General features: G+C 73.0%; 30 protein-coding genes. 14 read left to right on the top strand and 16 right to left on the bottom strand.

What is annotated here, in order from left to right:
* The first annotated feature begins 18 nt into the window (after positions 1–18).
* From M8H82_RS01860 to M8H82_RS01850, 3 genes are all read left to right on the top strand, one after another.
* A complete protein-coding gene (locus tag M8H82_RS01860) occupies positions 19–714 on the top strand; it encodes a DUF2293 domain-containing protein (protein WP_250070499.1) in 696 nt (231 codons plus the stop codon).
* Between the two features lie 200 nt (positions 715–914).
* Positions 915–1,394, top strand: a complete 480-nt coding sequence (locus tag M8H82_RS01855) for a DUF1772 domain-containing protein (protein WP_250070498.1) — start codon at positions 915–917, stop codon at positions 1,392–1,394.
* 92 nt (positions 1,395–1,486) lie between these two features.
* The gene (locus M8H82_RS01850; protein WP_250070497.1) at positions 1,487–2,974 is read left to right on the top strand and encodes a glutamate synthase subunit beta; all 1,488 of its coding nucleotides are present in this window, start codon (positions 1,487–1,489) and stop codon (positions 2,972–2,974) included.
* A gap of 123 nt (positions 2,975–3,097) precedes the next feature.
* On the opposite strand, the gene M8H82_RS01845 is transcribed toward M8H82_RS01850, so the two are convergent.
* Positions 3,098–3,574: a carboxymuconolactone decarboxylase family protein gene (locus M8H82_RS01845; protein WP_250070496.1), complete on the bottom strand. Its 477-nt coding sequence runs from the start codon at positions 3,572–3,574 to the stop codon at positions 3,098–3,100.
* Between the two features lie 46 nt (positions 3,575–3,620).
* Between M8H82_RS01845 and M8H82_RS01840 the strand changes: the two genes are divergently transcribed.
* Positions 3,621–5,042, top strand: a complete 1,422-nt coding sequence (locus tag M8H82_RS01840) for a PLP-dependent aminotransferase family protein (protein ID WP_250070495.1) — start codon at positions 3,621–3,623, stop codon at positions 5,040–5,042.
* A 209-nt stretch (positions 5,043–5,251) separates the two neighbouring features.
* Positions 5,252–5,557 carry a hypothetical protein gene (locus M8H82_RS01835; protein WP_250070494.1) on the top strand — a complete coding sequence of 102 codons (306 nt, stop codon included), beginning with the start codon at positions 5,252–5,254 and terminating at the stop codon, positions 5,555–5,557.
* A 95-nt stretch (positions 5,558–5,652) separates the two neighbouring features.
* On the opposite strand, the gene M8H82_RS01830 is transcribed toward M8H82_RS01835, so the two are convergent.
* Together M8H82_RS01830 and M8H82_RS01825 are read right to left on the bottom strand one after the other, a co-directional pair.
* Positions 5,653–5,907, bottom strand: a complete 255-nt coding sequence (locus M8H82_RS01830) for a DUF397 domain-containing protein (RefSeq protein ID WP_250070493.1) — start codon at positions 5,905–5,907, stop codon at positions 5,653–5,655.
* Positions 5,908–6,768 (bottom strand): helix-turn-helix transcriptional regulator, encoded by an 861-nt coding sequence (locus M8H82_RS01825; protein ID WP_250070492.1) that lies wholly within the window; start codon positions 6,766–6,768, stop codon positions 5,908–5,910. It lies immediately after the preceding gene.
* 202 nt (positions 6,769–6,970) lie between these two features.
* Between M8H82_RS01825 and M8H82_RS01820 the strand changes: the two genes are divergently transcribed.
* Together M8H82_RS01820 and M8H82_RS01815 are read left to right on the top strand one after the other, a co-directional pair.
* Entirely contained in the window at positions 6,971–7,573 is a 603-nt protein-coding gene (locus M8H82_RS01820; protein WP_250070491.1) for an ATP-binding protein, read from the top strand.
* Complete coding sequence (locus tag M8H82_RS01815; protein WP_374211614.1) at positions 7,570–7,998, top strand: hypothetical protein; 429 nt, start codon at positions 7,570–7,572, stop codon at positions 7,996–7,998. The genes M8H82_RS01820 and M8H82_RS01815 overlap by 4 nt, the downstream gene beginning before the upstream one ends.
* Before the next feature lie 82 nt (positions 7,999–8,080).
* Here M8H82_RS01815 and M8H82_RS01810 read toward each other — a convergent pair whose 3' ends face one another.
* The 3 genes from M8H82_RS01810 to M8H82_RS01800 form a co-directional block, all read right to left on the bottom strand.
* Positions 8,081–8,263, bottom strand: a complete 183-nt coding sequence (locus M8H82_RS01810) for a hypothetical protein (RefSeq protein ID WP_250070490.1) — start codon at positions 8,261–8,263, stop codon at positions 8,081–8,083.
* Between the two features lie 155 nt (positions 8,264–8,418).
* Positions 8,419–9,108: a DUF899 domain-containing protein gene (locus M8H82_RS01805; protein WP_250070489.1), complete on the bottom strand. Its 690-nt coding sequence runs from the start codon at positions 9,106–9,108 to the stop codon at positions 8,419–8,421.
* A 96-nt stretch (positions 9,109–9,204) separates the two neighbouring features.
* The gene (locus M8H82_RS01800; protein WP_250070488.1) at positions 9,205–10,548 is read right to left on the bottom strand and encodes an amidohydrolase; all 1,344 of its coding nucleotides are present in this window, start codon (positions 10,546–10,548) and stop codon (positions 9,205–9,207) included.
* Positions 10,549–10,685: 137 nt separating this feature from the next.
* Here M8H82_RS01800 and M8H82_RS01795 point away from each other — a divergent pair, with 137 nt between their 5' ends.
* Positions 10,686–11,624 (top strand): endonuclease/exonuclease/phosphatase family protein, encoded by a 939-nt coding sequence (locus M8H82_RS01795; protein WP_250070487.1) that lies wholly within the window; start codon positions 10,686–10,688, stop codon positions 11,622–11,624.
* Positions 11,625–11,664: 40 nt separating this feature from the next.
* Here the strand turns inward: M8H82_RS01795 and M8H82_RS01790 are convergent, their stop codons facing one another.
* The 3 genes from M8H82_RS01790 to M8H82_RS01780 form a co-directional block, all read right to left on the bottom strand.
* On the bottom strand, positions 11,665–13,674 hold the full coding sequence (locus M8H82_RS01790; protein ID WP_250070486.1) for an FUSC family protein: 2,010 nt from the start codon (positions 13,672–13,674) through the stop codon (positions 11,665–11,667).
* 156 nt (positions 13,675–13,830) lie between these two features.
* Positions 13,831–14,592 carry a nucleotidyltransferase domain-containing protein gene (locus M8H82_RS01785; RefSeq protein WP_250070485.1) on the bottom strand — a complete coding sequence of 254 codons (762 nt, stop codon included), beginning with the start codon at positions 14,590–14,592 and terminating at the stop codon, positions 13,831–13,833.
* A gap of 6 nt (positions 14,593–14,598) precedes the next feature.
* The gene (locus M8H82_RS01780; protein ID WP_250070484.1) at positions 14,599–14,982 is read right to left on the bottom strand and encodes a hypothetical protein; all 384 of its coding nucleotides are present in this window, start codon (positions 14,980–14,982) and stop codon (positions 14,599–14,601) included.
* 207 nt (positions 14,983–15,189) lie between these two features.
* Here M8H82_RS01780 and M8H82_RS01775 point away from each other — a divergent pair, with 207 nt between their 5' ends.
* Positions 15,190–15,600: a RidA family protein gene (locus M8H82_RS01775; protein ID WP_250070483.1), complete on the top strand. Its 411-nt coding sequence runs from the start codon at positions 15,190–15,192 to the stop codon at positions 15,598–15,600.
* Positions 15,597–16,040, top strand: a complete 444-nt coding sequence (locus M8H82_RS01770) for a GNAT family N-acetyltransferase (RefSeq protein WP_250070482.1) — start codon at positions 15,597–15,599, stop codon at positions 16,038–16,040. Before M8H82_RS01775 ends, M8H82_RS01770 begins: the two co-directional genes overlap by 4 nt.
* An 81-nt stretch (positions 16,041–16,121) precedes the next feature.
* Here M8H82_RS01770 and M8H82_RS01765 read toward each other — a convergent pair whose 3' ends face one another.
* Positions 16,122–16,805: a uracil-DNA glycosylase gene (locus M8H82_RS01765; RefSeq protein ID WP_250070481.1), complete on the bottom strand. Its 684-nt coding sequence runs from the start codon at positions 16,803–16,805 to the stop codon at positions 16,122–16,124.
* A 66-nt stretch (positions 16,806–16,871) separates the two neighbouring features.
* Here M8H82_RS01765 and M8H82_RS01760 point away from each other — a divergent pair, with 66 nt between their 5' ends.
* On the top strand, positions 16,872–17,405 hold the full coding sequence (locus tag M8H82_RS01760; protein WP_250070480.1) for an RNA-binding S4 domain-containing protein: 534 nt from the start codon (positions 16,872–16,874) through the stop codon (positions 17,403–17,405).
* A gap of 85 nt (positions 17,406–17,490) precedes the next feature.
* Here the strand turns inward: M8H82_RS01760 and M8H82_RS01755 are convergent, their stop codons facing one another.
* Positions 17,491–17,943 carry a DoxX family protein gene (locus M8H82_RS01755; RefSeq protein ID WP_250070479.1) on the bottom strand — a complete coding sequence of 151 codons (453 nt, stop codon included), beginning with the start codon at positions 17,941–17,943 and terminating at the stop codon, positions 17,491–17,493.
* Between the two features lie 65 nt (positions 17,944–18,008).
* Entirely contained in the window at positions 18,009–18,917 is a 909-nt protein-coding gene (locus tag M8H82_RS01750) for an acyltransferase domain-containing protein (protein WP_250070478.1), read from the bottom strand.
* Positions 18,918–18,984: 67 nt separating this feature from the next.
* Here M8H82_RS01750 and M8H82_RS01745 point away from each other — a divergent pair, with 67 nt between their 5' ends.
* Positions 18,985–19,245 carry a DUF6343 family protein gene (locus M8H82_RS01745; RefSeq protein ID WP_250070752.1) on the top strand — a complete coding sequence of 87 codons (261 nt, stop codon included), beginning with the start codon at positions 18,985–18,987 and terminating at the stop codon, positions 19,243–19,245.
* Between the two features lie 3 nt (positions 19,246–19,248).
* Here M8H82_RS01745 and M8H82_RS01740 read toward each other — a convergent pair whose 3' ends face one another.
* From M8H82_RS01740 to rpsA, 4 genes are all read right to left on the bottom strand, one after another.
* Positions 19,249–19,629 carry a tetratricopeptide repeat protein gene (locus M8H82_RS01740; protein WP_250070477.1) on the bottom strand — a complete coding sequence of 127 codons (381 nt, stop codon included), beginning with the start codon at positions 19,627–19,629 and terminating at the stop codon, positions 19,249–19,251.
* A gap of 50 nt (positions 19,630–19,679) precedes the next feature.
* The gene (gene coaE, locus M8H82_RS01735) at positions 19,680–20,297 is read right to left on the bottom strand and encodes a dephospho-CoA kinase (RefSeq protein ID WP_250070476.1); all 618 of its coding nucleotides are present in this window, start codon (positions 20,295–20,297) and stop codon (positions 19,680–19,682) included.
* A 30-nt stretch (positions 20,298–20,327) separates the two neighbouring features.
* Positions 20,328–21,266, bottom strand: a complete 939-nt coding sequence (locus M8H82_RS01730) for a PAC2 family protein (RefSeq protein ID WP_250070475.1) — start codon at positions 21,264–21,266, stop codon at positions 20,328–20,330.
* A gap of 198 nt (positions 21,267–21,464) precedes the next feature.
* On the bottom strand, positions 21,465–22,970 hold the full coding sequence (rpsA, locus tag M8H82_RS01725; protein WP_250070474.1) for a 30S ribosomal protein S1: 1,506 nt from the start codon (positions 22,968–22,970) through the stop codon (positions 21,465–21,467).
* Positions 22,971–23,285: 315 nt separating this feature from the next.
* On the opposite strand from rpsA, the gene M8H82_RS01720 reads away from it, so the two are divergent.
* Both M8H82_RS01720 and hrpB read left to right on the top strand, forming a co-directional pair.
* On the top strand, positions 23,286–24,215 hold the full coding sequence (locus M8H82_RS01720; protein ID WP_250070473.1) for a class I SAM-dependent methyltransferase: 930 nt from the start codon (positions 23,286–23,288) through the stop codon (positions 24,213–24,215).
* Between the two features lie 4 nt (positions 24,216–24,219).
* Positions 24,220–26,781 carry an ATP-dependent helicase HrpB gene (hrpB, locus tag M8H82_RS01715; protein ID WP_250070472.1) on the top strand — a complete coding sequence of 854 codons (2,562 nt, stop codon included), beginning with the start codon at positions 24,220–24,222 and terminating at the stop codon, positions 26,779–26,781.
* Positions 26,782–26,783 lie beyond the last annotated feature (2 nt).

The following is a 26,783-nucleotide window of genomic DNA, read 5'->3' as shown; positions in this document are numbered from 1 at the left end:
CGGGGGAATGAACCGCGTATGGAGCACCTGACAACTCCCCCGCGTCACGGCGGACTTCTCGTGATCCAGCCGCTCCGGCGGCGGCACTGCGCGGAGTGCCGGGGCGGGCCGCTGTCGCTGCTCGTGCTGGAGGACGGGACGCCCCGGTGTCTCGACTGCGCGGACCTCGGGCACCTGGTCTTCCTCCCGCGCGGCGACACCGCACTGACCCGGCGGTCGCGGGAGGAGAGCGTGCTGTCGGCGGTGGTCGTGCGGTTCAACCGGCGCAAGGGCCGCTACGAGCGGCAGGGCGTCCTCGTGGAGGAGGCGGGTCTCGCCCGGGCCGAGGGGCGGTGCCTGGCGGACGCCGAGGCGAGGCGGCGCCGGCGGTTGCGGGACGCGCGGCGCCGGGCGGCCGAGGACGGGCGGTTCACGGAGGCGTTCGCGGCGGAGATACGGCGGCTGTTCCCGGGGTGCCCGCCGGAGCGGGCGGCCGCGACCGCCGCGCACGCCTCGGTGCGGGGCAGCGGGCGGGTGGGCCGGAGCGCGGCGGGGCGGGCGCTGTCCGAGGGGGCGGTGATCTCGGCGGTGGTGGCGTCCGTACGGCATACGGACACGCCGTACGACCAGTTGCTGATGAGCGGGGTGCCGCGTCACGAGGCCCGGCGGCGGATCGCGGCGGCGGTGGAGACCGTGCTGAGGAACTGGCGCGAGCAGGCGGCGGAGGCGAGCTGAACGGCCCACCGGTAGACCCGCCCGGCACGCGCCCAGCGCTCCCCCGACGACCCGCCCGGAGAACCGACCCTCACCCGTCTGGACTCTCGCGTATGCCCTCGCGGCGCTCGGCCATGGGAAGCGGCGGCGCCGGCTATTTCACTTGTGGTGACAGGTGGTACCGGGGAGGATCCCGGCGGAACCGGGGAGTTGACGTCGTCATGATCGATGGACCGTTTTTCGTGCTGACCGTGCTGGGTGTGCTGGGGACGGGGCTGGTGGCCGGGGCGTTCTGCGCGTTCTCCACCTTCGTGATGAAGGGGCTCGCCGCGCTGCCGCCCGCGCAGGGCGTCGCCGCGATGCAGGCGATCAACGTGGCCGCGGTGACCCCCGCCTTCATGGCCGTGTTCATCGGCTCGGCGGTGCTGTGCGCCGTGCTCGCCGTGGTGACGTTCGTGGTGTGGCCGGACGAGGGGACCGTGGAGCTGCTGCTGGGCAGCGCGTTGTACCTGTTCGGCTCGTTCGGGGTGACCGTGCTCGCCAACGTGCCCCGCAACGACGCGCTGGTGAAGGTGGAGGCGGGCACCCGCGAGGCCGCCGCGTACTGGACCGGGTACGTGCGGGAGTGGACGGCCTGGAACCACGTCCGCACGGTCGCTTCGGCCGCCGCCGCGATCTGCTACGTCCTGGCGCTGGCCTGAGCGAGAGCGCAAGGGGCTGATGAGACGTATCGTGGCCGGAAGAGTGCCGCCCGATGACGTACGGCCCCGCTCCGCACGCGAGGGAGACGGCCATGGCCGATCCCAAGGGATTCATGACCACACCCCGCCAGGACTGGCCCCGCCGGCCGGTCGAGGAGCGGGTCAGGGACTGGGACGAGGTGTACGTCCCCGGCGCGCTGCTGCCCATCGTCAGCAAGCAGGCCGACCGGTGCATGGACTGCGGGATCCCGTTCTGCCACGACGCCTGTCCGCTCGGCAATCTGATCCCCGAGTGGAACGACCTGGTGTCGAGGGAGGACTGGCGGGCGGCCGCCGACCGGCTGCACGCCACCAACAACTTCCCCGAGTTCACCGGCCGGTTGTGCCCGGCGCCCTGCGAGGCGGGGTGTGTGCTCGCCATCAATCAGCCCGCGGTCACCATCAAGAACGTCGAGTGCGCGATCGCCGACCGCGCCTGGGAGCTGGGGTTCGCCCCGCCTCGGCCGCCGGACCGGCTGTCGGGACGGACCGTCGCGGTGATCGGGTCGGGGCCCACGGGGCTCGCGGCGGCACAGCAGCTGACCCGGGCCGGGCACACGGTCGTCGTGTACGAGAAGGACGACCGGATCGGCGGGCTGATGCGGTACGGCATCCCCGAGTTCAAGATGGAGAAGGCCCAGCTGGAGCGGCGGGTCGAGCAGATGCGGGCCGAGGGGACGAGGTTCCGTACCTCGACGGTCGTCGGGCGGGACATCGCGGCGGACGAGCTGCGTACGCGCTACGACGCCGTGCTGCTCGCCACCGGCGCGACCGCGTGGCGTGAACTGGACGTACCCGGGCGCGAGTTGGCCGGGATCCACCAGGCCATGGAGTATCTGCCGCTGGCCAACCGGGTGTGCGAGGGCGATATCCAGGCATCGCCGATGTCCGCCGCCGGGAAGCATGTCGTCATCGTCGGCGGCGGGGACACCGGCGCCGACTGCCTGGGCACGGCGGTGCGGGAGGGCGCCGCCTCGGTGACCCAGCTCGACATCTACGCCCAGCCCGGCGCCGAGCGCGACGACGACTCCGAGCCCTGGCCGACGTATCCGAGGATCTACCGGCTCTCGGCGGCCCACGAGGAGGCCGGGGCGCTGCGGACCGCCCCCGCGGCGGACGCGGACGCGCGGCTGTTCGCGGCGTCGACGCTGCGCTTCACGGGGGACGCGGAGGGGCGGGTACGGTCCCTGCACCTGGTCGAGGTCGACTCGAGCCGCCGCCCGCTGCCCGGCACCGGACGGGCCATTCCGGCCGATCTGATCCTGCTGGCGCTCGGCTTCTCGGGGCCCGACCGGCAGGACGGGCTGATCGGGCAGCTGGGTCTTGCGCTGGAGCCCCGCGGCACGATCGCGCGGGACGTGGGCTTCGCCACCAACGTCCCCGGGGTGTTCGCCGCCGGGGACGCCGCCCGGGGCCAGTCGCTGATCGTGTGGGCGATCGCGGAGGGGCGGGCGGCGGCCGCGGCGGTGGACCGCTATCTGACGGGGAGTTCGCGGCTGCCGGCGCCGATCTCGCCGTACGACCGGCCGATGACCGTGTAGGTCCCCGCACCGGCGCCGACCTCACCGCACGACCGCCCGATGACCGTGCAGCTCCTCGCACCGGCGCCGACCTCACCGCACGACCATCCGATGACCATGCAGCTCCCCGCACCGGGGCCGGGCCTACCGCTCGTCCGTCCCCGCCACCTTTCCGGTGGCCAGCGCCATCCGGTTCCAGGTGTTGATCGTGAAGACGAGGGCCAGCACCCGGGCCAGTTCCTCCTCGTCGAAATGGGCCGCGGCCTCGGCGTAGACGGCGTCCGGGACACCGCCCTCGGCGACCAGCGTCACCGCCTCCGTCAGCGCCAGCGCCGCCTGCTCGCGCTCGGTGAAGAAGTGCCGGGCCTCCCGCCAGACCGCCACCATGTGCAGCCGGTCCTCGCTCTCACCGGCCTTGCGGGCGTCGTTGGTGTGCATGTGCAGGCAGTACGCGCAGTTGTTGAGGAGCGAGGCGCGGATCTGGACCAGCTCCACGAGCGTCGGGTCCAGGCCCTCGCGGGCCGCGGCGTCGAAGCCGATGAGGGCACGGTAGACCTTCGGGGCCGTCTGGGCGAAGTTCATGCGGGGCGTCTTCGCCCCGACCGGCGTGTGCGTCGTCATGCCTTCAACCTACGGTTCCGAAAGACCCCCTGTAGGGTGCATTTTCGTGTCCGAATCATGGGTCAATTCCGCGGAGCGGATCGGCGCCGACCTGCATCTGGAGCTGTCCGGTCCCGGCGGCAGACGGGCCGCCCTGATCCGTGCCCTGCGCGACGCCGTACGCAGCGGCCGGCTCGCCCCCGGCACCCGGCTTCCGCCCTACCGGTCGCTCGCCGCCGACCTGGGTGTCGCCCGGAACACCGTGGCCGACGCGTACGCGGAGCTCGTCGCCGAGGGCTGGCTCACCGCACGCCAGGGCTCGGGCACACAGGTCGCCGAACGGGCCGAGCCGCTGCGACACGCCGTGAAAACGCCGGTGAAGGCCCCTCCACGCGCGCGTGGCCCGCGCCACGACCTGCGGCAGGGCACCCCGGACGTGTCGGGCTTCCCGCGCGCGGACTGGCTCGCCTCCTACCGGCGGGCCGTGCAGCAGGCCCCCAACGAGGTGTTCGGGCCCGGGGACCCGGCCGGGCGGATCGAGCTGCGGGAGGCGCTGGCGGAGTACCTCGCACGCGCGCGTGGCGTCCGCTGCGATCCGGACCGGATCGTGATCTGCTCCGGCTTCGCGCACGCGCTGCGGCTGCTCTTCGAGGGGCGCGTGCTGCGCGGTCCGCTGGCCGTGGAGGCGTACGGGCTGCCCTTCCACCGGGAGCTGCTGACCGGCGCCGGGGTGCGGACCGTACCGCTGCCTCTCGACGAGGACGGCGCCCGGGTCGACCGGCTCACCCGCGAACGCGGCGTCCTGCTCACGCCCGCGCACCAGTTCCCGACCGGCGGCCCGCTGCACGCCGACCGCCGCGCCGCGGTGATCGACTGGGCACGCGCGCGTGGGGCGGTGGTCGTGGAGGACGACTACGACGGGGAGTTCCGTTACGACCGCAAGCCCGTCGGCGCCGTGCAGGGGCTCGACCCCGAGCGGGTGATCTTCGTCGGGTCCGTCAGCAAGAGCCTGTCCCCGGCGGTCCGCCTGGGCTGGATGGTGCTGCCCGGGGAGTACGTCGAGGGCGTGCTGGCGGCCAAGGGCGAACGGGAGGCCTGGGCGAGCGTGCTCGACCAGCTCTGCCTTGCCGACTTGCTCGCGCGCGGGTCCTACGACCGTCATGTGCGGCGCATGCGGCAGCGGTACCGCCACCGCCGGGACCGGCTCGTCGCGGCGCTCGCCGCACGGGCGCCGCACGTCGAGGTCACCGGGGTGGCGGCCGGGCTGCACGCGGTGCTGCGGCTGCCGCCGGGGACGGAGGCGGCCACCGTCGAGCGGGCCGGGCGGCTCGGCGTGGCCCTCGACGGGCTCGCCGCGTTCCGGCACCCGGGCGCCGCGGAGACCGCCGTACCGGCCCATGACGGGCTGGTCGTCGGCTATGCCACGCCCTCCGAGCACGCCTATACGGCCGCTCTGGACGCGCTCTGCGCCACGTTTCCGGATCCGTGAATCCGTTCCGGTGTGTCCGAAAAGCGGCTTCCGGGCTGCACGGACGGGAGCAGCGGTGGGATCACGGAGCAGGAGGCGTACCGCTGTCGTGTCGATCCGGCTCGGCCGTGGTCCGTCCCATCCTTCGTTCCGCCGTCAGGCGCAGGGCCCACCCCGCGCGTCCCCCCTGTTGGCGGCCGGTCCTGGAGGGTGCTCGATGACGACGCTCGATGAACGCCACGGAGAAGGCGCGCGCGACGGGGACGCGCCCCGGCGCGGGGTGGTCCTCGGCCTGGAGCCGCGAATCTGGCCCGCGCGGCCGGTGCCGGGCTGCCGGTGCTGCCGGGTTTCGTGATCCTGAGCGGAGCCGAGGACGATCCGCGGTCCGGCGCAACCTCGCGGTCGGACCGCCGTCGATCGAGCAGATCTACTACGGGCTGAACCTCAGGTCCAGCAAGGCGGAGCAGCCGCCGCTGCCGGTGGTGGTCGTCAGCCGCGTGGTCGACGCCCCGCGCCGGATCATGTCCTGGTTCTGAGCGTCCCGCGCCTCCCCGCGCTTCCCCGCGCTTTTCATCAGTCAGCAACTCAGCGTCTTAGCAAGGCAACCGGCACACCCGATGAGGGAACTGCCTCAGGAGATCAGGAAGTCGGCCACCCCCGCCTTGGCGCCCTCGATGAAGGCCGTCATCTCGTCGGTGGTGTAGATCAGCGCCGGTCCGTCCGGGTCCGTCGACTGACGGACGGCGATCCGGCCGTCGGCAAGCTTCATCGCCTCCAGGCAGTTGCCGCCGTTACCGCCGCTCCACGGCTTGTGCCAGCCCTCGCTGCCCAACTCCCGCGCGGGCATGCCGTTGTAGACGGGTATCCGCGGCTTGATGCGATCCATTCACAGCTCCTTGCGGAGATCCCGGAGGATCTCCTTCGTGCGATGCGCCGTAGCGGCCTGCGCCGCCATGCGGTCCATGACCTCCAGGTGGGTCGCCACCTCGGAGCGCGCGTCCAGGTAGACGGCGCCGGTCAGGTACTCGCTGTAGACCATGTCCGGCAGTTCTGACATGGCGAATCGGAACAGCACGAACGGCCCGTACGTGCCCGGATGCGGCCCGCTCTCGAACGGGGCGACCTGCAACGTCACATTGGGCAGCTCCGTCATCTCGAGCAACCGGTCGATCTGGGCACGCATCACCTCCGGGCCGCCGACCTGGCGGCGCAGCACGGTCTCGTCCATCACCGCCCACATGCGGGGGGCGTCGGGCCGGGTGAGCAGATCCTGGCGTTGCATGCGCAGCGCCACATGGCGCTCGATGTCGTCGGGCTCGGTCTGGCCGATGGCGCCCGAGCGCAGCACCCCGCGCGCGTAGTCCTCGGTCTGCATCAGGCCGGGAACGAAATGCGGCTCGTACGACCGAATGAGGCTCGCGGCCCCCTCCAGGCTGACGTACATCGAGAACCAGCCCGGCAGGATGTCGTGGAACCGCTGCCACCAGCCGGGTTTGTTGGCGTCCTCGGCGAGCTGCACGAAGGCCGCGGCCTCCTCGTCGCCGACCCCGTACGCCTTCAGAAGCAGCTGGAGGTACGGGATCTTCAGGCCGACCTCGGCCATCTCCATCCGGCGGACGGTGGCGGGGGCGACGCGCAGGACGCGGGCGGCCTCCTCGCGCTTGAGCCCGGCGCGTTCCCGCAGGTCCAGCAGGCGCCGGCCGAGGACGACCTGGCCGACCGTCGGCGCGGACCGCGGCTCGCTCACGCTCCCACCTCCACCAATGAATCCTGACAGCCCTGCGGCGCCATTCGAAGACCTATTCGAAGATCTGGACAGACCTCCGGCGATCCCAATTGGCGCCGCTCGACATGCTGTTGCGAGCAGTGTGCCACGGCCATCCACTGCGTCACACAGCACTCTGCATTTTTCAGAGTGACACTTGCCAAGTGTTCACGGCGGGGCGATAGTGGCAAGCGTGATTCCGTCCGCGCCCTTAGGAACAGACGCCGCCGCAGGCCCGCCCGGCCTCGGCGCCGCCATGTCGGTAGGCCCTCAGCCGGGTCCCGCCGAGCGCCGGTTCCGTTTCGAGCTGGCCGCACATCCGGGTTCCCCCGCGCAGGCCAGACGCCTGACGAGGGCCCGGCTGACCGGCTGGTCGGTCTGCGAGGACACCTGCGACACGGCGGCCCTGGTGGTCTCCGAACTCGTCACCAACGCCATCGTGCACACGGCGAGCAGGCACATCGTCTGCGAGCTGCACGACGGCGACGAACTGGTGCGAATAGCCGTGCGCGATCAGGGATGCGCACCGGGTGAGCCCCACCCGGCGGCGCAGCGCGGCGACGAGGAGCACGGGAGGGGATTGCTCCTCGTCGACGCCCTCTGTCACTCCTGGGGCGCCCATGAGCACGGGCCCGGCCTGCTCGTCTGGGCGGAACTGCCGCGCAAGGCGGACACGCCTCGCGAGGACACCGGGCCGCGCAACGACCTGGGCTGGGGGGCCCGGCCGAAGCCGGGCGGTCCCGCCGGGGGATCCGACGGCGACGACGAGGACGGGGGGCCTGCGTGAGCGTGACGTCCGGCGGCGGTCAGGTACTGAACCTGGACACATTGGTCCGACTTCGCCGCGGGCTCGCTCCGCGGCTCGAACCGTCGAGGCTGGCGGTGCCGGAAGGCATGAGCACGCCACTGGGTTTCGACGCGGTGGCCGTCCCCGCACGCCTCGGGCCGCTCATCCTGCCCCGGCTGCCCCAGGTGGGATGCGTCTACGCCGATGACGCGTACTGGTGGTGGATCGTCCCGTCCGACTCCGACTACGCGCTGGAGTGGCCGGAGCCGTGTCGGTACGCGACGGGCGCGGTGGTTCCCGACGAGGTCCGGCTGATCCACCGGCCGGAGGGCGCGGTGCCTTACACGCCGCCTATTCCGCTGTATCTGGCGCTGTGCCGGCTGACGGGGACGAATCCGCCCTGGGCCCGGCAGGTCAGCGCGTAGCGCTGCGCGGCAGGACGGCCTGCCGTCCGCGGCTGCGTCGTGGCTGGTCGCGCAGTGCCCCGCGCCCCCTTCGGGCCGCCGTTCAGGCGGCCGCGTCCACGGTCATCTCACTGCGCACGATCACCAGGAAGGTGTCCGTCGCCAGGTCCATCACGACCTCGGCGTCCAGGCCTTCCCGACGCCGCGCCTGCGCGAACTCCTCCGCCGGCCACGAGCCTCGCGGACCGCCGGCGGGAAAGCGCTCAAGCACCGTTCGCCTGTTCACCCTGCACCTCCATCTAGCGCTGTACTCGAAGAGTTAAACGCCAACAGCGGGGTGAACGCTTCGCGAAGTGACGGGACTGAGACATTGTTGACACCCATTCACCACAGCGGGTGAACCGGATCTCAGCTTTGTGTAGTTTTCGGTGACTTTCCGCTTCAGTCCTCGTACTCATCGTGATAGCGCACGCGCTCACTTCCCGCAGGCGCCCCCAGGGACGACGCACGCCCCTCGGGTTCCTCCCACTCCTCCTGCCGTCCCAGCGCGGTCAGGTCCAGGAAGCTGGTGGTCGAGCCAAGACCGTCCAGTCCGCGCTCGTACGTCGAGTAGGTGTGGAAGACCCGGTCGCGGACCCTGAGGAAGCAGCTCACGCCGGGTCGCTCTTCAGGTTCCCCGTCGCGCTCCAGGGTCACCTCGAAATCGCGGTTGAAGTCGTTTCCGTACGACGAGAACCAGGGCAGCGTCCAGCCCATCCGCGCCTTGAACGGCAGGATCCTGGTGTACGGCGCTCTGGAGACGACCACGAACGAGGTGCCGCGGGCCCGCAGATGGGCGAGATGGCCGACCTGGTCCAGGAACGCCGAGCAGCTGCGGCAGCCGGCCTCCCACTCGGGCGCGAACATGAAGTGGTGGACGACGAGTTGATGCCGCCCTTCGAAGAGGTCGAGCAGGGTGGCCTTGCCGTCGCCGCCCTCGAAGACGTACTCCGTGTCGACCTCGACCATCGGCAGCCTGCGCCGCTGGGCGTTGAGCGCGTCACGCGCGCGCGTGGCCGCCTTCTCCTTGAGCAGTAACTCCTCGCGCGCCGCGCGCCACTGAGCGCGCGAGACGATCTCCGGAAGCGACATGGGCCCCTCCTGTGCGAACGGTCCGTTCCGAGGGGTGACCGGGGGGAGCCGCGGAACTCATCGCTCGTGCCCAAGATTTTTTACGGGGACTCTTGATTACGTGTCGTACTCCTGGATCCGCCTGCCGTGACCCCGGTCGAGGAGGCCGGGCAGACGCTCCGTCAACTCCCCCACCACTTCGGCCACGTCGAGGGTGAGCAGCTCGCGATCGCGCATCAGGACACGGCCGTCGACGATCGTGGTGCGTACGTCGGAGGAGCGCGCGCTGTGCACGAGGGTCGCGGCGAGGTCGTGGACGGGCTGGGTGTGCGGGCCGGTCAGGTCGACGAGGACGATGTCCGCCCGGCGGCCGGGGGCGATGCTGCCGATCCGGTCGCCGAGTCCGAGGGCCCGTGCGCTCTGGATGGTCGCGTGGTGCAGGGCCTGTCGGGACGTCAGCCAGCGGGGATCACCGGTCGTCGACTTCTGGACGAGGGCGGTGAGGGCCATCGACTCCCAGACGTCGAGGGAGTTGTTGGAGGCGGCGCCGTCCGTGGCGAGTCCGACGAGGATGCCGATCTCGCGCAGGGCGCGCACCGGGGTGGTGGTGGGCCAGCCGAACTTGAGGTAGCCGCGGGGAGCGGTAGCGACGGAGACCTGGCCGCCGGCTTCCGCGAGAAGGGGCAGATCGGCGTCCAGGATCCCGGTGCCGTGGGCGATCAGGACGTCGGTGTCGAGGATCCCGGTGCGCCGCAGGACCCCGATGGGGGTGACACCGTGCCGGGCCAGGCTCGCCTCGGTCTGGTCGCGGTTCTCGGAGGCGTGCAGATGGACGGGGAGTCCGTGCTCGCGGGCGAGTGCAGCGGTGGCGGTGAGATCGGCGTCGGTGACGGTGTAGGGGGCGTGCGGGGCGAGGGCGGTGGTGACCCGGCCGCCCCGGTGCCGCAGGGCGAACTCCAGTGAGCGCTCCCGCCCTTGCGGGCCCTGGGAGGAGAAGAAGGCCTCCCCGAGATGGGCCCGCATGCCGCACTCGTCGACGACCCGGGCGACCGCGTCCATGGCGAAGTAGTGGTCGGCGAAGCAGGTCACCCCCGCGCGGATCATCTCGGCGCAGGCGAGCCGCGCCCCCAACTCCACGTCCCGTTCGGTGAGGTTGGACTCGACGGGCCAGACGACGTCGTTGAACCACTCCTCGGTGGGCAGGTCCTCGGCGACCCCGCGCAGCGCGACCATCGGGGCGTGGGTGTGGCAGTTGACGAGACCCGGCAGGGCGACCTGACCCCGGCCGTCGAGCCGCTGCACTGAAGGCCGGTCCGCCGCCTCCGCGGCCCCCGTGACGGCCTCGATCACCCCGTCCCGCACGAGGATCGCCGCGTCCTCCTGGAAACGGATCCGCTCTTGATCGTCGTGCAGAAGGACGGTGCATCCGGTGATGATGAGGTCAGCGACGGTCGACGTCATGCCGCCAACGTACGACGGCGTACCCGCCCGGTGTGACCCGGACCGCGCATGTCGCCGCAGCTCTGTCGCGAACCCCACCGGGCGAGCACCCTGGCCTAGCACAGCCCGCCGCAACGGCTTCCGGAAAGGGGCCCGGCATGCTCCTCGGCACCTGGAACCTGGAGAACCTCTTCCTGCCCGGCGGCCCGTCGGGCCCCAAGGACAAGGCCGCCTACGAGGCGAAACTGGCCGCCCTGGCCGCCGTGATCACGGAGCTCGATCCGACCCTGCTCGGTGTGCAGGAGGTCGGCGATCCGACGGCGCTGGGCGACCTGCTCGACATGGTGGGCGGCGACTGGCACACCGCGCTCTCGGAGCACCCCGACGGCCGGGGGATCCGGGTCGGCTTCGTCAGCAGGGTGCCGCTGCGGGTGCTGGCCGACACGACGGCGTTCCCGCGGAAGCTGCGGCCCGTGCAGGTGGACGACACGGGCGGGGAGACCGCGGCGGCGGGGCGGGGCTTCCTGGCGGTGGAGGCGGGGCCGTTGCGCGCCGCCGTCTGCCACCTGAAGTCGAAGCTGCTGAGCTACCCCGGGGACCGTTTCCAGCCGCGGGACGAGGGTGAGCGGGCGCGTTTCGGCGCGTACGCGCTCTACCGCCGGGCGGCGGAGGCGGCGGCGCTGCGCGCGCTCGCGGACGAGTTGCTGGCGGGCGCGGGCCAGGAGCGGGACGTGGCGGTCGTCGGCGACCTGAACGACGAGGTCCAGGCGGCCACGACCCAGATCCTGCTGGGCCCGCCCGGCTCGGAGATCGGTACGGGGGGCTTCGACGCCCCGGACCGGGGCGACGCGGTACGGCTGTGGAACATCGCGCCCCTGATCCCCGCCGCCCAGCGCTTCTCCCGGGTCAACTCCGGCCGCCGCGAGCTGATCGACCACGTCCTGCTGAGCCACCGCCTGGTCCACCGGGTGCTGGAGGCCGGCACCGGCCTCCCCGGCGCGAACGCCCCCCACCTCCCGTCGATCGGCCCGAATCCGGCGGAACGCCGAGGAGAGCCCGGCTCGGACCATGCGCCGGTGTGGGCGCGGTTCGGTTAGGGGGCGAGGTCGGCGCGCGTACGGGGAGGGCGGGCCCGGTTCAGCCTGCGCGCCGGAGCAGGGCCAGTTCGTCCACCGCCCCGGTGAGCTGCCGCGCGTACCGGGTGGTGAGCCGGCCGGAGTCGTCGAGGTGGACGGCGCAGGCGGTGGTGGTGTCCACAAGCCGTTCGAGAGCACCAGCCACCTCCGCTGTCCCCTCCGTGTGGCGGGCGAGCGGCGGAAGCTCGGCGGCGGCTAGGGCGATGGCGGCCCGGGCCTCGGCGAGCGTGCGGTACGCCTCGCGCCGGAGGGTCCAACGGGTGACACGGGGGTCGGGGCTGACCCGGCTGCCGGCGTGGCGGGGGCCCCAATGGACGCCACGGGGGTCGCGGCTGACCCGGCTACCGGCGTGGCGGGGGCCCCAAAGGGCGCCACGGGACTCCCCGCCGAACCGGCCACCCGCGACGGCACCGCCTTCGATGGCACCGTCCGCCCCACCGACCCCACCATCCCCCCGACCGGCCTCCCGGAGCACATGCGCGACATACGCCCGCGCCGCGTTCTCCGCCGCCCCCAGCCGCGCCTGCACTCCCCCGCCCCGCTGTCCGGGCATCGGCAGATGTCCTACGACCAGCACGATCGCGCAGGCCAGCAGGGTCTCCCCGATCCGGCCGGCGGAGGCCTGCGGTTCGCCTCCGACCATGACCAGGGCGAGGACGAGGAGCGTGACGACGGCGGTCTGCGCGGCGAAGTGCCGGGTGGCGACGGGAATGAGCGCACCGCACACCGCGACCAGCGCCACGAGCCCCTCCGGCCGGGGCAGCACGGCGGCGAACCCGGCGAAGAGCAGCGCCCCCAGCACGGTCCCGGCGGCCCGGCACAGCACCCGCGACACCAGCGGCCCGAGATCGGGCTTGACCAGGAAGACGGCGGTGGCGGGCAACCAGTACCAGTGCGTGTGCTGCCCGTACCAGTGGAGGTGGTGCAGGCCCTGCGCCACGGCGACGCCGGCCCCGAAGCAGAGGCCGACCCGAAGGCCGTACTCCCGCCCCCCGGCACCGAGGACGCGCCGGACGAGGGCGGGCAGGGGCCGCCGCCGGGTGTGCAGGTCCTCATGGCCCTCGGCCCGGTCGAAGGCGTCGGCGGCACGCAGCAGGGCGTCGTCGAGGGCGCGCAGAGCGGGCGCATTCCGGGAGGGCGCGGGCAGTGGCCCGGTCGCCGTGTTGGCGCGTACGGCGCAGGCGAGGCGCCGGGGTCCTTCCGCGGCCCGCGCCGGTACGGCCTCCCCGGCCCAGGCGAGCGCCGTTGCGGCCTCGGCGAGCGGAAGGGCGGCGGCGTACTGCGCACGGAGGCGCCGCTCGGCGGAGGAGGAGGCGTACCGGCGCAGCCGGGGCCCGGCGAGGGCGTCCTGTGCGTGATCGAGCGCCGCGGTGAGCGCGGCGCGCCGAGCGGCGGCCCGGTCGGTACCGGCGCCGTCGAGCAGCTCGGCGATGGCGTCGTAGACGGACGCGACGGCGACCCGTTCCCCGTCGAACCGGAAGTCGCCGGCGAACGACCCGGGACCGGGCAGCACGAGCCGCAGCACCAGCAGCCACCCGGCCCCGCCCAGAAAGGCGAGCGCCCGCTGCCATCCCGTCTCCGGCAACGGCATCCCGGCGCCGATCGCGGAAGCGACGAGCAACTGGGTCGCGGCACCCGAGGCCACGGGCCCGACGGCGCTGACGGCACCGGCGAGCAGCCCGACGAGGGTGAGCAGCAGTGTCAGCCCGACGGCTCCCAGGTCCTCGCCGCCGTAGGTCCCGACCAGCAGCCCGGCGGCCCCCGCGACGGCGGGCACCCCCATCCGCCTGACGGCGGCCCGGCGGCTCCCGGGCCTGTCGTTGATCCCGGCGAGCATGGCGGCGATCGCGGCAACGACCCCGAGGGAGGGCTGACCGGCGAGTACAGCCCCGAGCAGCAGCGGCCCGGCCGCCAGCCCGCCGCGCCCCACGGCACTCCAGGGAACGGGACCCCGCTGCGTGCGAAGGGCATGGGCAAGCCAGGGCGGCAGGACAACAGGGGGGCGTGACACGGGGCTCCTGTACGGACGAGGGCGGGATGTGCCTTCGGGCGACGGTGGCCGGGCTTTCTGGTGTGCCTCGACGGTAGGCCGGGAACTTGGAGGTTGTGAAACGGGTGTATTACCCCCGCGTGACAATGCTTGGTATTGCCACGTTCTTTATGAACGCTATCGTTCCCGGCCGGCCTCTTCGAAGAGAGCCTGGGCGCGGTCGACGGCCTGCGTCAGGGCCTCCGGATGCGGTGCGGCGCCGAGTGATGCGAGGACGTCGTCCATGGGTCGCAGTCCCGCCCGTTCCAGCAACCGCTTCTCATTGGTCACCCACTCCCCCTGCGCCGCCAGCACTCCGTGTCCCGTCTGGACGGCGGCGGTGGCGAGGGCGCCGGCGATCTCGGTGAGGCGGCCCGCCGGGGCGTGGTTGGTCCTGGCGTAGGCCAGGGTCGCGCGGGCGGTGCCGTGCCAGCGCTCGCTCGCCGTGTGCCGCAGCTTCTCCGGATAGCCCGCCGGACGCGGCAGTTCGCCGCGCAGCACCTGGTTGACGGCCAGCTCCGCCACCACCAGGTAGCTGGGGATCCCGGCCAGGTGGAACAGCAGCGGTTCCACCCGGAAACGCCCTTGTTCCGCTTCGGCGAGTTCGTGTTCCACGACGTCGAGGTCCCGGTAGTGCACGTCCACGCGATGACCGTCGATGGTCAGCCAGGCCCCGCCGTTGAAGATTCCGCCGCCCCAGCCGCCGATCTCCGACACCTCGCCCTCCCAGCCCACCGCGCGCAGGTCGGCCGGGTCGAAGGCGCCGCGGTAGTAGATCGCCAGGTCCCAGTCGCTGTCGGGGCGGTGGGTCTGCTGGGCCCGGGAGCCGCCGAGGGCCACGGCCCGCACGGCGGGGAGGGCGGCCAGGCGGTCCGCGGTCGTTTCGAGGAAATCGGACATGGCCGCTCAGGCCTCCCAGAGGTCGCGGTGGCGGTGGCGGGTCGGCGGGTGGTCCAGGGTTTCGGCCACCCGTTCGAGGGTTCCGGCGGGCGCCGCTCGTAGCTGCTTGACCGCCGTGACACGGAACGATCTGAGCGCCGCCCGCGCCCGCGACTCGTACGGGCTCACCCCCCGCTCACCCAGGCCCCGCGGGTACGTGTACGCGGCGAAGCTCCGCACCAGCGGCCTCGGCCTGGCACGGCGGCCCTCCCGTACGGCCTTCGACAATTCCTGCCGCTCATAACGGAGTTCGCCGAGGGAATGACGGGTGCACGGGCCCGCCAGGCCCTGCGGCCAGTAAGGCGGGCCCGTGCGGTGGCGGCCCGGGACGTGGTGGACGGTGCGTGACATGGCTGGGCTACAGGGTGGCGGGGACGGCGGCCCGCGTCGACCGGTTATCCGCCGCAGCGCCGGAAAATCGGATGCGGCGCCGGGCCCCGCACCCGAAGATCGATGGGTTGCCCGCCCACCGGACGCCGCACCCGAAGACCGATGGGTTGCCGTCCCACCGGACCCCGCACCACACCGCACCCTCCGCCGCACCGCCCGGGAGCCGCCATGATCCAGCGCGTCACCAACCCCGCCCTCTTCCCTCCCCCCACCTACTCCCACGCCTCCGTCGTCGAGGCCGGTACCAGGATCGCCTTCCTCGCCGGATCCGTGCCGCTCGACGCCGAGGGGAAGATCGTCGGCGAGGGGGATCCGGTACGGCAGGCCGAGCAGGTGATCGCCAACCTCGAAGCGCAACTGGCCGCGATCGGCAGCGACTTGGCGCACGTGCTGTCGACCGACGTGTACGTCGTCAGCAGCGAGACCTCCGTGCTGTCCTCCGTGTGGGAGGTCGTCGAGGCGTCGGGGCTCAGCACCGGGCCGCACTCCTCCACCCTCATCGGGGTCGCCTGCCTCGGCTACACCGGCCAGCTGGTGGAGATCACGGCCACCGCGGCCGTACCGGAGGAGACCCGGTGATCACCCTGCGCAGGGCCACCGCCGACGACGCCTCCGCCGTGGCCGACGTCTGGCTGCGTTCCTTCGACGCCGCGCTGCCGACCGTCGTACGGCAGCACTCGGACGACGAAGTGCGCGCCTGGTTCCGGGAGTTCGTCGTCCCGCGACAGGAGACGTGGGTCGCCGAGGCCGAGGGCGCGGTCGTCGGGGTCATGGTCCTGCACGGCGAGCTCCTCTCCCAGCTCTACCTCGCCCCCGACTGGCGCGGCCGCGGCCTCGGCGACCGGTTCGTCCGACTCGCCAAGGAGCGCAGCCCGCACGGTCTCAACCTCTGGACCTTCCAGATCAACAAGCCCGCCCACCGCTTCTACGAGCGCCACGGCTTCGTCGCCACCGAGCGCACCGACGGCCGTGACAACGAGGAGCACGAGCCGGACGTGCGGTACGTCTGGAAGCCCTAGGCCGGGCTTCGTCCGATGCGAGGTCAGGCCGAGGGGCCAGCCCCGAAGAAGGCACGGAAGGAAGCGCTGCGGCGCCGGCGCTCAGAGCCCCGCCTCCTGAGCCGCGCTCCGCAGCACCCGGCGCAGCATCTCCGGGGTGAGCCGGCCGGTGAAGGTGTTGCGCTGGCTGACGTGGAAGCAGCCGAAGACGGTGAGCCCGTCGAGCGGGACCCGCACCCCGTGCCCGAAAGCCGGCCGGGGCCTCGGGACCGCCCAGCCCGCCGCCGCCAGCGCGGGCAGCGCCGCCTGCCAGCCGAACCCGCCGAGCACCACCACCGACCGCAGCGTCGGCCGCAGCAGGCCCAGCTCCCGCACCAGCCAGGGCCGGCAGGCGTCGCGCTCGCCGGGGGTGGGCTTGTTGGCGGGCGGGGCGCAGTGCACGGGTGCGGTGACCCGGGCGCCGTACAGCTCCAGTCCGTCGTCGGCGGCGACCGCGGTGGGCTGCGAGGCGAGGCCCACGTCGTACAGCGCCTGGTACAGCACGTCCCCGGAGCGGTCGCCGGTGAACATGCGGCCGGTGCGGTTCCCGCCGTGGGCGGCCGGGGCGAGGCCGATGATCAGCAGCCGGGCGTCCGGCGGGCCGAATCCGGGCACCGGGCGTCCCCAGTACGTCTGGTCGGCGAAGGCGGCCCGCTTGGTCCGGGCCACCTCCTCCCGCCAGGCGACCAGCCGAGGACAGGCCCGACAGCCCGCGATCCGTCGGTCCAGTTCCGCGAGGGCGTCCATGGCTCCACCGTAAGCCCGCCGAAAAGGCCAGGTCGGCCCCGCGGGTCAGCGGCTAAGGTCGGTGCCATGGCTTCCGAGGGTGACGAGGACAAGGGCGGCCCGGCGGCGACCGAGGCGGCCTCCCCGGCTGTGGATCCGAAGACCGCCCCGCCTGCGGATCCGAACACCGCCGCCGCCGTGGCGGCTGCCGAGGCGGCCGGACCGCAGGCCGGCGAGAGCGTGCGGATCGACAGCTGGATCTGGGCGGTACGGCTGATCAAGACGCGTTCGGCGGGCGCCACCGCCTGCAAGGGCGGCCATGTCCGGGTGAACGGCGAGCGGGTCAAGCCCGCGCACGCGGTGCGCGTCGGCGACGAGGTGCGGCTGCGGCACGAGGGCCGGGAGCGGATCGTCGTGGTCAAGCGCCTGATCCGCAAGCGGGTCGGCGCTCCCGTGGCGGTGCAGTGCTATGTCGACAACTCCCCGCCGCCCCCGCCCCGCGAGGCCGTCGCCCCGGCCGGCATCCGCGACCGCGGCGCCGGCCGCCCCACCAAGCGGGACCGGCGGGAGCTGGAACGCCTGCGCGCCCTGGCGAAGGGCGGCCGCCCCGGCCCGCGCTGACGGGAAACGGACGTACGGCGGCGGCCGCGTCCGGTCCGGGCCCGGGGCCCGTCGGACACGGCCGTCGCCGTACGTACGCCATGGGTCAGGCCCGCCGCACCCGCCGCAGCAGCTCCGCGTTGTGGCCGCGCCGCGCCCAGGCGATCAGGGCGAGCGGGATGATCAGGATGAGCGGCGTGGCGGCGTTCTCCCCCTCGAAGGCGGACATCTGGACCACGAACGCGCCGACCATCAGCCCGCTCAGCGCGATTGCCGCCACCGACTGGAGCACCGGGACCAACAGGGCGACGGCTCCGGCGAGTTCGAGCGCGCCGATGGTGTACATGCCCGCGTTGCCCCAGCCCAGCTCGGCGAAGGCGTCCACGGCCGTGGAGTGCGCGATCAGCTTCGGCAGGGCGCTGGCGACGGCGAAGAACAGCGCGAGCAGGATCTGCAGTCCCCGCAGGGCGAACCGGGCCCGGCGCCCGCGGGCGGTCGCGGACTCGGCGATGACGGGGGCGGTGGCGGCGGGGGCGGCGGGGGCGACGGTCTCGGACATCGGGTTCTCCTGGGTACGGCGTCGGCGTTGCTGTCACAGGGACAGACCGCGGGACGCCGCGAAACTCATCGCTGCCTGGCGGAAGTTGACCCCTCCAGCGGAAACCATCCGTGCCCGATGTACCAGTGGCCGCCCGCCCGCAGATGGTCCCCCACCGCCCGCTCCACCGCCGTCCGCCGCGGCAGCCCCTCGACGGGCAGGTCCGGGTCCCCGAACACGAACCGCACCGGCTCGGTGTCGGCCTCCTCGGCGTCGTTGCCCACGAGCCGGAACCGCTCCTGGAAGCGCACGATGTTGGAGTCGGCGGGCAGATACCGCTTGAGCTGCGGATCCAGCAGCCAGGAGTGGCACTGTGCGGCCGGGAAGCGCTCCTCGGGGAAATGCCGGGCGAAGAACTCCCGGGCCAGCGCCAGGGAACGGTCGCAGGCGGCCGGGGTGAGCGGGCCGCAGAAGTCGGGGATGTGGAGGTTGAGGCACAGGCCGTCCGGGTCCGGCCCGGCCCCGGCGAGCGCCCGCCCGGTGCGCGACCGCTCGAACTGCAGCCGCCCGAGCTGGTACAGCTCCCCGCGGAAGTGATGGATGAGCCACCTCTGCACCTGGACGCCCGCCCGGCCGTAGCGCCGGCGGTGCACGGCCATGTTCCGGCCGAGGTCGGCGAGGGTGCGCCGGGTCACCTCGGCGGGGACACCGCGTGCGCGGTGGTAGGCGCGCGTGTGGGGCAGCGCCGCGACGAAGACGTACACGGGGAAGCAGCGCTGCAGGGGGCCGGCGGGCCAGTCCAGCTCGGGCAGCTCGACTCTGGTCCCGAGCGTCCCCAGGTCCCGGACCAGTTCCTCGACCGACGCCTCCAGGAACCGCCTGAGCTCGGGGTCGTCGGTGACTCTGCGGCGCATGCGGACCAGGACCCCGATGTCCTCGTGGGGCACGGCGAGGTCGAGCAGGATCTCGGGCAGATCGTCGGCGTCAGGCAGCACGGCAGGGCCCCCTCTTGGTGATCGGCGTTTCGAAGAGTACGTTCCGAAGGAGGGAGTGGTGATCCCGATGCGTACGGGCAGTGAACCCACGACCGCGCGCAGTGCCCTGCGCACGCGGTTCTGGCTGAGTGTGTGGGGGCTGGCCTGGGCGGTGTTCGGTACGGTCGCTTTCGCGCTGGTCGGCCGCACCGGCTGGGCGGTGGCCTGCGGGATCCTGGCGCTGGTCGTCGCCGTGAACCTGTTCCTCGTCGTCCGGCACATCCGCCAGGGCCCGCACTACCAGCCGGGCCCGGACGTACCGCCGTACGACCCGCCCGGCGGCCGCTGACGCTCAGGACTCGAACCGCGCCGCCCGGAGGTACTGCGGGTTGGGGTCCAGCGCCGCCGCCAGCCGGAAATGGCGCTTGGCCTGCTCGTGCCGGGCCTGCCGCTCATAGGTGCGGGCGAGCGCGAAGTGCGCGAACGCGTTGTCCGGCTCGCGCTCCAGGACGATGGTGAACTCCAGCTCGGCGGGCCGCAGCTGCGCGGCGGCGAAGAAGGCCCGCGCGCGCAGCAGACGGGCGGCGGTGTTCTCGGGGTGCGCGGCGATGACACCGTCGAGCAGCTTCACCGCGCCCCGCGGGTCCCGCGCGGCGAGCAGATGCTCGGCGGCGCGGAAGTCGATGACATGCGTCTCCGGAGTACGTCCGGTCGAACCGCTGGTCTCGGGCACGGCAGAGTCCTTCCCTCACTCACGGGCTTCAACGCCCCGGCGGAGGGCCGCTATTCCTGGGCCGCCCGGGACGCGTGCGCTCGGCGCTCCAGCTCGGCCCAGACCTCCCGCACCCGCTGCTGCAGCTCCTCCAGCGGTACGTCGTTGTCGATCACGATGTCCGCGATCTCGCGGCGCTTCTCCCGCGTCGCCTGGGCGGCCATCCGGGCGCGGGCGTCCTCCTCGGTCATCCCGCGCAGCCGGACGAGCCGGTCGAGCTGGGTCCCGGGGGCGGCGTCGACGACGACCACGAGGTCGTACAGCGGCGCGAGGCCGTTCTCCGTGAGCAGCGGGACGTCATGGACGACGACCGAGTCCCCGGCGGCGGCCTGCTCCAGCTCGCGGGAGCGGGCGCCGACCAAGGGGTGCACGATCGAGTTCAGCACGGCGAGCCGGTCGGGGTCGGCGAAGACGATCGCGCCCAGCTTGGGGCGGTCCAGACTTCCGTCCTCGGCCAGCACGTCCTCCCCGAAGGCGGCCACGACCGCGGCGAGCCCGGGCGTGCCCGGCGCCACGACCTCCCGCGCGATGCGGTCCGCGTCGATCAGTACGGCGCCGTGCGCGACGAGCAGCCGTGACACCTCGCTCTTGCCGGCACCGATGCCGCCGGTCAGGCCAACTTTCAGCATGGCCCGAGCTTAGGGCCTGGGGTGCCGCGGTCAGCCGTCGCCTTCGCGCTCCGCCAGGAACCGCTCGAACTCCAGCCCGATCTCGTCCGCCGACGGGATGTCCACGGGCTCGGCGAGCATGTTGCCGCGCGTCTCGGCGCCCGCCACCGCGTCGTACTGGTGCTCGAGGCCCTGGACCAGCGCGACCAGCTCCTCGTCGCCCTCCTGGATCTGGCGGTCGATCTCGGTCTGGGTGCGGTGGGCCTCGGTGCGCAGGGCGTGCGCGATCGCCGGGAGGACCAGGCCGGTCGCGGCCGTGATGGACTCCAGGACGGTCAGGGCCGCGTCCGGGTACGGGGAGCGCGCGATGTAGTGCGGGACGTGCGCGGCGACGCCGAGGACCTCGTGGCCCGCCTCCATCAGGCGGTACTCCAGCAGCGACTCCGCGCTGCCCGGCACCTGCGCCTCGTCGAAGGGGCTGCGGTGGCCCGGCACGAGATCGGTGCGGTTGCCGTGCGGGGTGAGGCCGACGGGGCGGGTGTGCGGGACGCCCATGGGGATGCCGTGGAAGTTCACGGACAGCCGGACGCCGAGCCGCTCCACGATCTGCTGCACGGCGGCGGCGAAGCGCTCCCACTCCACGTCCGGCTCCGGGCCCGACAGCAGCAGGAAGGGCGCTCCGGTGGCGTCCTGGACGAGCCGTACCTCGATGGCCGGGACTTCGTAGTCGGTCCAGCGGTCGCGCTTGAACGTCAGCAGCGGGCGGCGGGCGCGGTAGTCCACGAGCCGGTCGTGGTCGAACCGGGCGACGAGTTGGTGGGGCAGCGAGTCGAGCAGCCGGTCGACGATCTGGTCGCCGGTCTCGCCCGCGTCGATGTATCCGTCGAAGTGGTAGAGCATGACAAGGCCCGCCGACTCCTGTGCCAGCGCCATGTCGACGACGGCCAGGCCCTTCGGCTCCCATGCGTACAAACCCTGCGGATCAAGCACAGTGACCGCTCCTCCTCGTGTTCACACCGAACAACGCGGCGGGCCACGGCGGCATTCCCCCGATCATGAACACAAGCCCCCACCGGGCCGCGGGCCTCCATCGGCCCGCGGACGACAGCCCGCGGACACAACACTGAGGGGCCGCACCCGGAAAGGTGCGGCCCCTCAGTCAGGAGCTAGTGCTCAGTGAGCGTCAGCTCAGCTCTGGCCACCGGCGAGCTTCTCGCGCAGTGCGGCCAGCGCCTCGTCCGAGGCAAGCGCACCGGAGTTGTCCGGGCCCTCGGAGGAGTACGAGCCACCGCCGCCGCCGGACGCGGCCGGAGCCGCACCCGCCGTGTCGCCGCCCTCGGCCGCGGCAGCGGCGTCGGCCTCGCGGGACTTGATGACCTGCTGCTGGTGCTGCTCGAAGCGGGTCTGCGCCTCGGCGTACTGGTGCTCCCAGGCCTCGCGCTGGGTCTCGTAGCCCTCGAGCCAGTCGTTGGTCTCGGGGTCGAAGCCCTCGGGGTAGATGTAGTTCCCCTGGTCGTCGTACGACGCGGCCATGCCGTACAGCGTCGGGTCGAACTCGACCGAGGCCGGGTCGGCACCGAAGGCCTCGTTGGCCTGCTTCAGCGAGAGGCTGATGCGACGACGCTCGAGGTCGATGTCGATGACCTTGACGAAGATCTCGTCGTTGACCTGGACGACCTGCTCCGGGATCTCCACGTGGCGCTCGGCCAGCTCGGAGATGTGGACCAGACCCTCGATGCCCTCGTCCACGCGGACGAACGCACCGAACGGAACCAGCTTCGTGACCTTACCGGGCACGACCTGGCCGATCTGGTGGGTGCGGGCGAACTGCTGCCACGGGTCTTCCTGGGTCGCCTTCAGCGACAGGGAGACACGCTCGCGGTCCATGTCCACGTCGAGGACCTCGACGGTGACTTCCTGGCCGACCTCGACAACCTCGGAGGGGTGGTCGATGTGCTTCCAGGAGAGCTCCGAGACGTGCACCAGGCCGTCGACGCCACCCAGGTCCACGAAGGCACCGAAGTTGACGATCGAGGAGACGACGCCGGAACGGACCTGACCCTTCTGCAGGGTCGTGAGGAACGTCTGGCGGACCTCGGACTGGGTCTGCTCCAGCCAGGCACGGCGGGACAGGACCACGTTGTTGCGGTTCTTGTCCAGCTCGATGATCTTGGCCTCGAGCTCCTTGCCCACGTAGGGCTGGAGGTCGCGGACACGGCGCATCTCGACGAGGGAAGCCGGCAGGAAGCCACGGAGGCCGATGTCGAGGATGAGACCACCCTTGACAACCTCGATGACGGTACCGGTGACGATGCCGTCCTCTTCCTTGATCTTCTCGATGGTGCCCCAGGCGCGCTCGTACTGGGCGCGCTTCTTCGAGAGGATCAGGCGGCCTTCCTTGTCCTCCTTCTGGAGAACAAGGGCTTCGATCTCGTCACCGACGGCGACGACCTCGTTGGGGTCGACGTCGTGCTTGATCGAGAGCTCTCGGCTCGGGATGACACCTTCGGTCTTGTAACCGATGTCGAGCAGGACCTCGTCCCGGTCGACCTTCACGATGACGCCGTCGACGATGTCGCCGTCGTTGAAGTACTTGATCGTCTCGTCGATCGCGGCGAGGAAAGCTTCCTCGTTACCGATGTCGTTGACCGCTACCTGCGGAGTGGTAGAGGTGGTCTCGGTGCTGCTCGTCATGTGGGAAAGGGCTCCGGTACGGACGGTGAGTCGTAGGTACTGCTTACGCCGGGAGCCCGTTTCGCTCTGAAGAAGCCGGACAGCCAAGGAAGCGCCTCACCAGGGAACTGGTGTTGGCGCCTCGACAACCGAGGGGACATACAACAGATGCGAGCGCAGCCTGCTACGTCTGAGGAGCGCAGGCCCGCAGCGCAACTTGTAGCATACGGGGGCAGCCGGGCAGGGTCAATGCGCGAAGACGCACACCCGGGGCGGATCGCCGCATACCCGGCACAAAACCTGTCTCACGAGGCCACGCGCGCCTGATGGCGCCCCATGCGTGACGACCTCCACGACGGGTTTGGACGGAAGAGTACGACGAGGGAGCCGATCATCCAAGAGCCCGTAGCCAACGAAGCCGCGCCCGGATCCGAAGCCGAGCCGGAGGCCACTCGGCGTGCCGCCGGGGTCACGGAGAGCTCCCGGGCCAACCGGGGCTGGTGGGACCGCAACGCCGACGAATACCAGATCGAGCACGGCACCTTCCTCGGCGACGACCGCTTCGTCTGGGGGCCGGAGGGCCTGGACGAGGTGGAGGCCGAGCTGCTCGGCCCGCCGGAGGAACTGAAGGGCAAGCACGTCCTGGAGATCGGCGCCGGCGCGGCGCAGTGCTCGCGCTGGCTGGTTGCGCAGGGCGCCCGCCCGGTCGCCCTGGACCTCTCCCACCGCCAGCTCCAGCACGCGCTGCGGATCGGCGGCTCCTTCCCCCTGGTCTGCGCCGACGCGGGCGAGCTCCCCTTCGCCGACGGCACCTTCGACCTGGCGTGCTCGGCGTACGGGGCGCTGCCCTTCGTCGCCGACCCGGTGCGGGTGCTGCGCGAGGTGCGCCGGGTGCTGCGCCCGGGCGGCCGGTTCGTCTTCTCGGTCACCCATCCCTTCCGCTGGGCGTTCCCGGACGAGCCGGGCCCCGAGGGCCTGTCGGTCTCCGCCTCGTACTTCGACCGCACGCCCTATGTCGAGCAGGACGACGAGGGCCGGGCGGTGTACGTGGAGCACCACCGGACGATCGGCGACCGGGTGCGCGACGTGGTGGCCGCCGACTTCCGCCTGGTGGATCTCGTCGAGCCGGAGTGGCCGGCCTGGAACTCCGCGGAGTGGGGCGGCTGGTCCCCGCTGCGCGGCAACCTGATCCCGGGGACGGCGATCTTCGTCTGCGAGCGAAGCGAGATGGGGGCACCCCCGGCCGGAGGCCGGGGGAGAGACTGAGCAGGTGATCCGTTACGACGCGCTGGACGCCCTTCCCGTCCGCACTGCCCTGCCCGGCCTGACCGGCGCCCTGGAGACGCACGGCACCGCGGTGCTGGTGGCCCCGCCCGGCACCGGCAAGACGACCCTGGTCCCCCTGGCGCTGGCCGGCCTGCTCGGCGAGGGGGCGGCGCGCCGGGTCGTGGTCGCGGAGCCGCGCCGGATCGCCGCCCGCGCCGCCGCCCGGCGGATGGCTTGGCTGCTGGGCGAGCAGGTCGGCGGGAGCGTCGGCTACACCGTGCGCGGGGAGCGGGTCGTGGGGCGGCACGCGCGCGTGGAGGTCGTCACGACGGGTGTGCTGCTGCAGCGCATCCAGCGCGACCCGGAACTCGCGGGCGTGGACGTCGTGGTCCTGGACGAGTGCCACGAGCGGCATCTGGACGCGGACACGACGGCGGCCTTCCTGTGGGACGTACGGCAGGCGCTGCGGCCCGAGCTGCGGCTGGTGGCGGCGTCGGCGACGACGGACGCCGAGGGCTGGGCCGGGCTGCTGGGCGGCGCCCCGGTGATCGAGGCGGAGGGCGTCTCGTATCCGGTTGAGGTGGTGTGGGCGCCGCCGGCGCGTCCCGTGCGCCCGCCGCACGGCATGCGCGTCGACCCGGCGCTGCTGACCCACGTGGCATCGGTGGTGCGGCGGGCGCTGGCCGAGCGGGACGGGGACGTGCTCTGCTTCCTGCCCGGCGTCGGCGAGATCGCGCGGGTGGCGGGACAGCTGGGCGACCTGGGCGGGGCGGAGGTGCTCCAGGTGCACGGCCGTGCCCCGGCGGCGGTGCAGGACGCGGTGCTGTCGGGCGGCGACCGGCGCCGGGTGGTGCTATCGACCTCGGTCGCGGAGTCCTCGCTGACGGTTCCCGGGGTCCGGGTGGTGGTGGACTCCGGTCTCGCGCGGGAGCCGCGGGTCGACCACGCGCGCGGGCTGAGCGCGCTGACGACGGTACGGGCCTCGCAGGCGGCGGGGCGGCAGCGGGCGGGCCGGGCCGGGCGGGAGGCGCCGGGGGCGGTGTACCGCTGCTGGACCGAGGCGGAGGACACGCGGCTGACGCGCTTCCCCTCCCCCGAGATCAAGGTGGCGGACCTGACGGCGTTCGCGCTGCAGGCGGCGTGCTGGGGGGACCCGTCGGCGGCCGGCCTCGCCCTGCTGGACCCGCCCCCGGCGGGGGCGATGGCGGCGGCGCGGGCCGCCCTGGCGGCGGTGGGCGCCGTGGATGCCGAGGGCCGGGCCACCGAGCGGGGGCTGCGGCTGGCCCGGCTGGGGCTGCACCCGCGTCTGGGACGGGCCCTGCTGGACACGGCCGGTGCGGGTGCCGAGGTGGTGGCCCTGCTGTCGGAGGAGGCGCCGCGGGAGTACGGCGACGATCTGGCGGCGGCCTGGCGGGCCGCCCGGCGCGGGAATGACGCCTACGCGGGGCGCTGGCGCGGCGAGGTCCGGCGGCTGCGAGCCGCCGTCGGGGAGGTTCCCCGCGGGCCCGCCCAGGACCGCCCGTCGCCGTCGGAGGGTTCCGGGCCGCCCGCCGCCTTCGATCCGGACACGCCCCTGTCCGACGACCGGCTCGCCGGGGTCGTCGCCGCTCTCGCCTTCCCCGAGCGCGTCGCCAGGCTCGACGGCGGCTCCTACCTCATGGCCTCCGGGACCAGGGCCGGCCTCCCCGACCGCTCGCCCCTGCACGGCGCCCCCTGGATCGCCGTCGCCGCGGCGGACCGGCCCGTCGGCACGGGGCACGCGCGCGTGCGGCTCGCCGCCGTACTGGACGAGGAGACCGCCCGCTCGGCGGCCGCTCCCCTCCACCGGGAGGGCGAGGAGGTCCACTGGGCCGACGGGGACGTGGTCGCGCGCCGAGTGGGACGCCTGGGCGCGATCGAGCTGACGGTACGGCCCCTGCGCGACGCCGCCCCCTCCCTCGTACGCGAGGCCCTCCTGGACGGCCTGCGGCAGGAAGGGCTGGGTCTGCTGCGCTGGTCGGCGGAGGCGGTCGTACTGCGGCAGCGGCTGGCGTTCCTTCGGATGCACCGGGGCGACCCCTGGCCCGACGTCTCCGACGATGCGCTGCACGCGCGCGTGGCGGAGTGGCTGGAGCCGGAGCTGAGCCGGGCCAGGCGGCGCAGCGATCTGGGACGGATCAGTGCCGGGGCGGGTCTGGGCCGGCTGCTGCCATGGGCCTCGGGTGAGGCGGCGCGCCTGGACGAGCTGGCGCCCGAGCGGCTCGCCGTGCCCAGTGGGTCCAGGATCCGGATCGACTACGCGAACCCCGAGCAGCCCGTCCTGGCCGTGAAGCTGCAGGAGATGTTCGGCCTGCACGAGTCGCCGTCGGTGGCGGGGGTGCCGGTGCTGGTGCACCTGCTGTCCCCCGCGGGGCGCCCCGCGGCGGTCACGGCCGACCTCGCCTCCTTCTGGAAGGACGGGTACAAGGGAGTGCGGGCGGAGCTGCGGGGGCGGTATCCGAAGCATCCGTGGCCGGAGGATCCTGCGGCCGCCGAGCCGACCCGGCACACCGCGGCCCGGGCCCGGCGCCAGGGCGGCGGGAGCTGACG

Origin of the sequence: Streptomyces sp. YS415, assembly GCF_023544665.1 — a bacterium.
Lineage (GTDB): Bacteria > Actinomycetota > Actinomycetes > Streptomycetales > Streptomycetaceae > Streptomyces.
The sequence above is the reverse complement of the archived record's forward strand: the minus strand, read 5'-3'. Positions and strand labels throughout refer to the sequence as shown.

Bases quoted from the DNA above. Each gene is read 5' to 3' on its own strand.
- M8H82_RS01860 (WP_250070499.1), top strand. From the start codon at position 19: ATGGAGCACCTGACAACTCCCCCGCGTCACGGCGGACTTCTCGTGATC.
- M8H82_RS01855 (WP_250070498.1), top strand. From the start codon at position 915: ATGATCGATGGACCGTTTTTCGTGCTGACCGTGCTGGGTGTGCTGGGG.
- M8H82_RS01850 (WP_250070497.1), top strand. From the start codon at position 1,487: ATGGCCGATCCCAAGGGATTCATGACCACACCCCGCCAGGACTGGCCC.
- M8H82_RS01845 (WP_250070496.1), bottom strand. From the start codon at position 3,574: ATGACGACGCACACGCCGGTCGGGGCGAAGACGCCCCGCATGAACTTC.
- M8H82_RS01835 (WP_250070494.1), top strand. From the start codon at position 5,252: ATGAACGCCACGGAGAAGGCGCGCGCGACGGGGACGCGCCCCGGCGCG.
- M8H82_RS01830 (WP_250070493.1), bottom strand. From the start codon at position 5,907: ATGGATCGCATCAAGCCGCGGATACCCGTCTACAACGGCATGCCCGCG.
- M8H82_RS01805 (WP_250070489.1), bottom strand. From the start codon at position 9,108: ATGTCGCTTCCGGAGATCGTCTCGCGCGCTCAGTGGCGCGCGGCGCGC.
- M8H82_RS01800 (WP_250070488.1), bottom strand. From the start codon at position 10,548: ATGACGTCGACCGTCGCTGACCTCATCATCACCGGATGCACCGTCCTT.
- M8H82_RS01795 (WP_250070487.1), top strand. From the start codon at position 10,686: ATGCTCCTCGGCACCTGGAACCTGGAGAACCTCTTCCTGCCCGGCGGC.
- M8H82_RS01785 (WP_250070485.1), bottom strand. From the start codon at position 14,592: ATGTCCGATTTCCTCGAAACGACCGCGGACCGCCTGGCCGCCCTCCCC.
- M8H82_RS01780 (WP_250070484.1), bottom strand. From the start codon at position 14,982: ATGTCACGCACCGTCCACCACGTCCCGGGCCGCCACCGCACGGGCCCG.
- M8H82_RS01775 (WP_250070483.1), top strand. From the start codon at position 15,190: ATGATCCAGCGCGTCACCAACCCCGCCCTCTTCCCTCCCCCCACCTAC.
- M8H82_RS01765 (WP_250070481.1), bottom strand. From the start codon at position 16,805: ATGGACGCCCTCGCGGAACTGGACCGACGGATCGCGGGCTGTCGGGCC.
- M8H82_RS01760 (WP_250070480.1), top strand. From the start codon at position 16,872: ATGGCTTCCGAGGGTGACGAGGACAAGGGCGGCCCGGCGGCGACCGAG.
- M8H82_RS01755 (WP_250070479.1), bottom strand. From the start codon at position 17,943: ATGTCCGAGACCGTCGCCCCCGCCGCCCCCGCCGCCACCGCCCCCGTC.
- M8H82_RS01745 (WP_250070752.1), top strand. From the start codon at position 18,985: ATGCGTACGGGCAGTGAACCCACGACCGCGCGCAGTGCCCTGCGCACG.
- coaE (WP_250070476.1), bottom strand. From the start codon at position 20,297: ATGCTGAAAGTTGGCCTGACCGGCGGCATCGGTGCCGGCAAGAGCGAG.
- rpsA (WP_250070474.1), bottom strand. From the start codon at position 22,970: ATGACGAGCAGCACCGAGACCACCTCTACCACTCCGCAGGTAGCGGTC.
- M8H82_RS01720 (WP_250070473.1), top strand. From the start codon at position 23,286: ATGCGTGACGACCTCCACGACGGGTTTGGACGGAAGAGTACGACGAGG.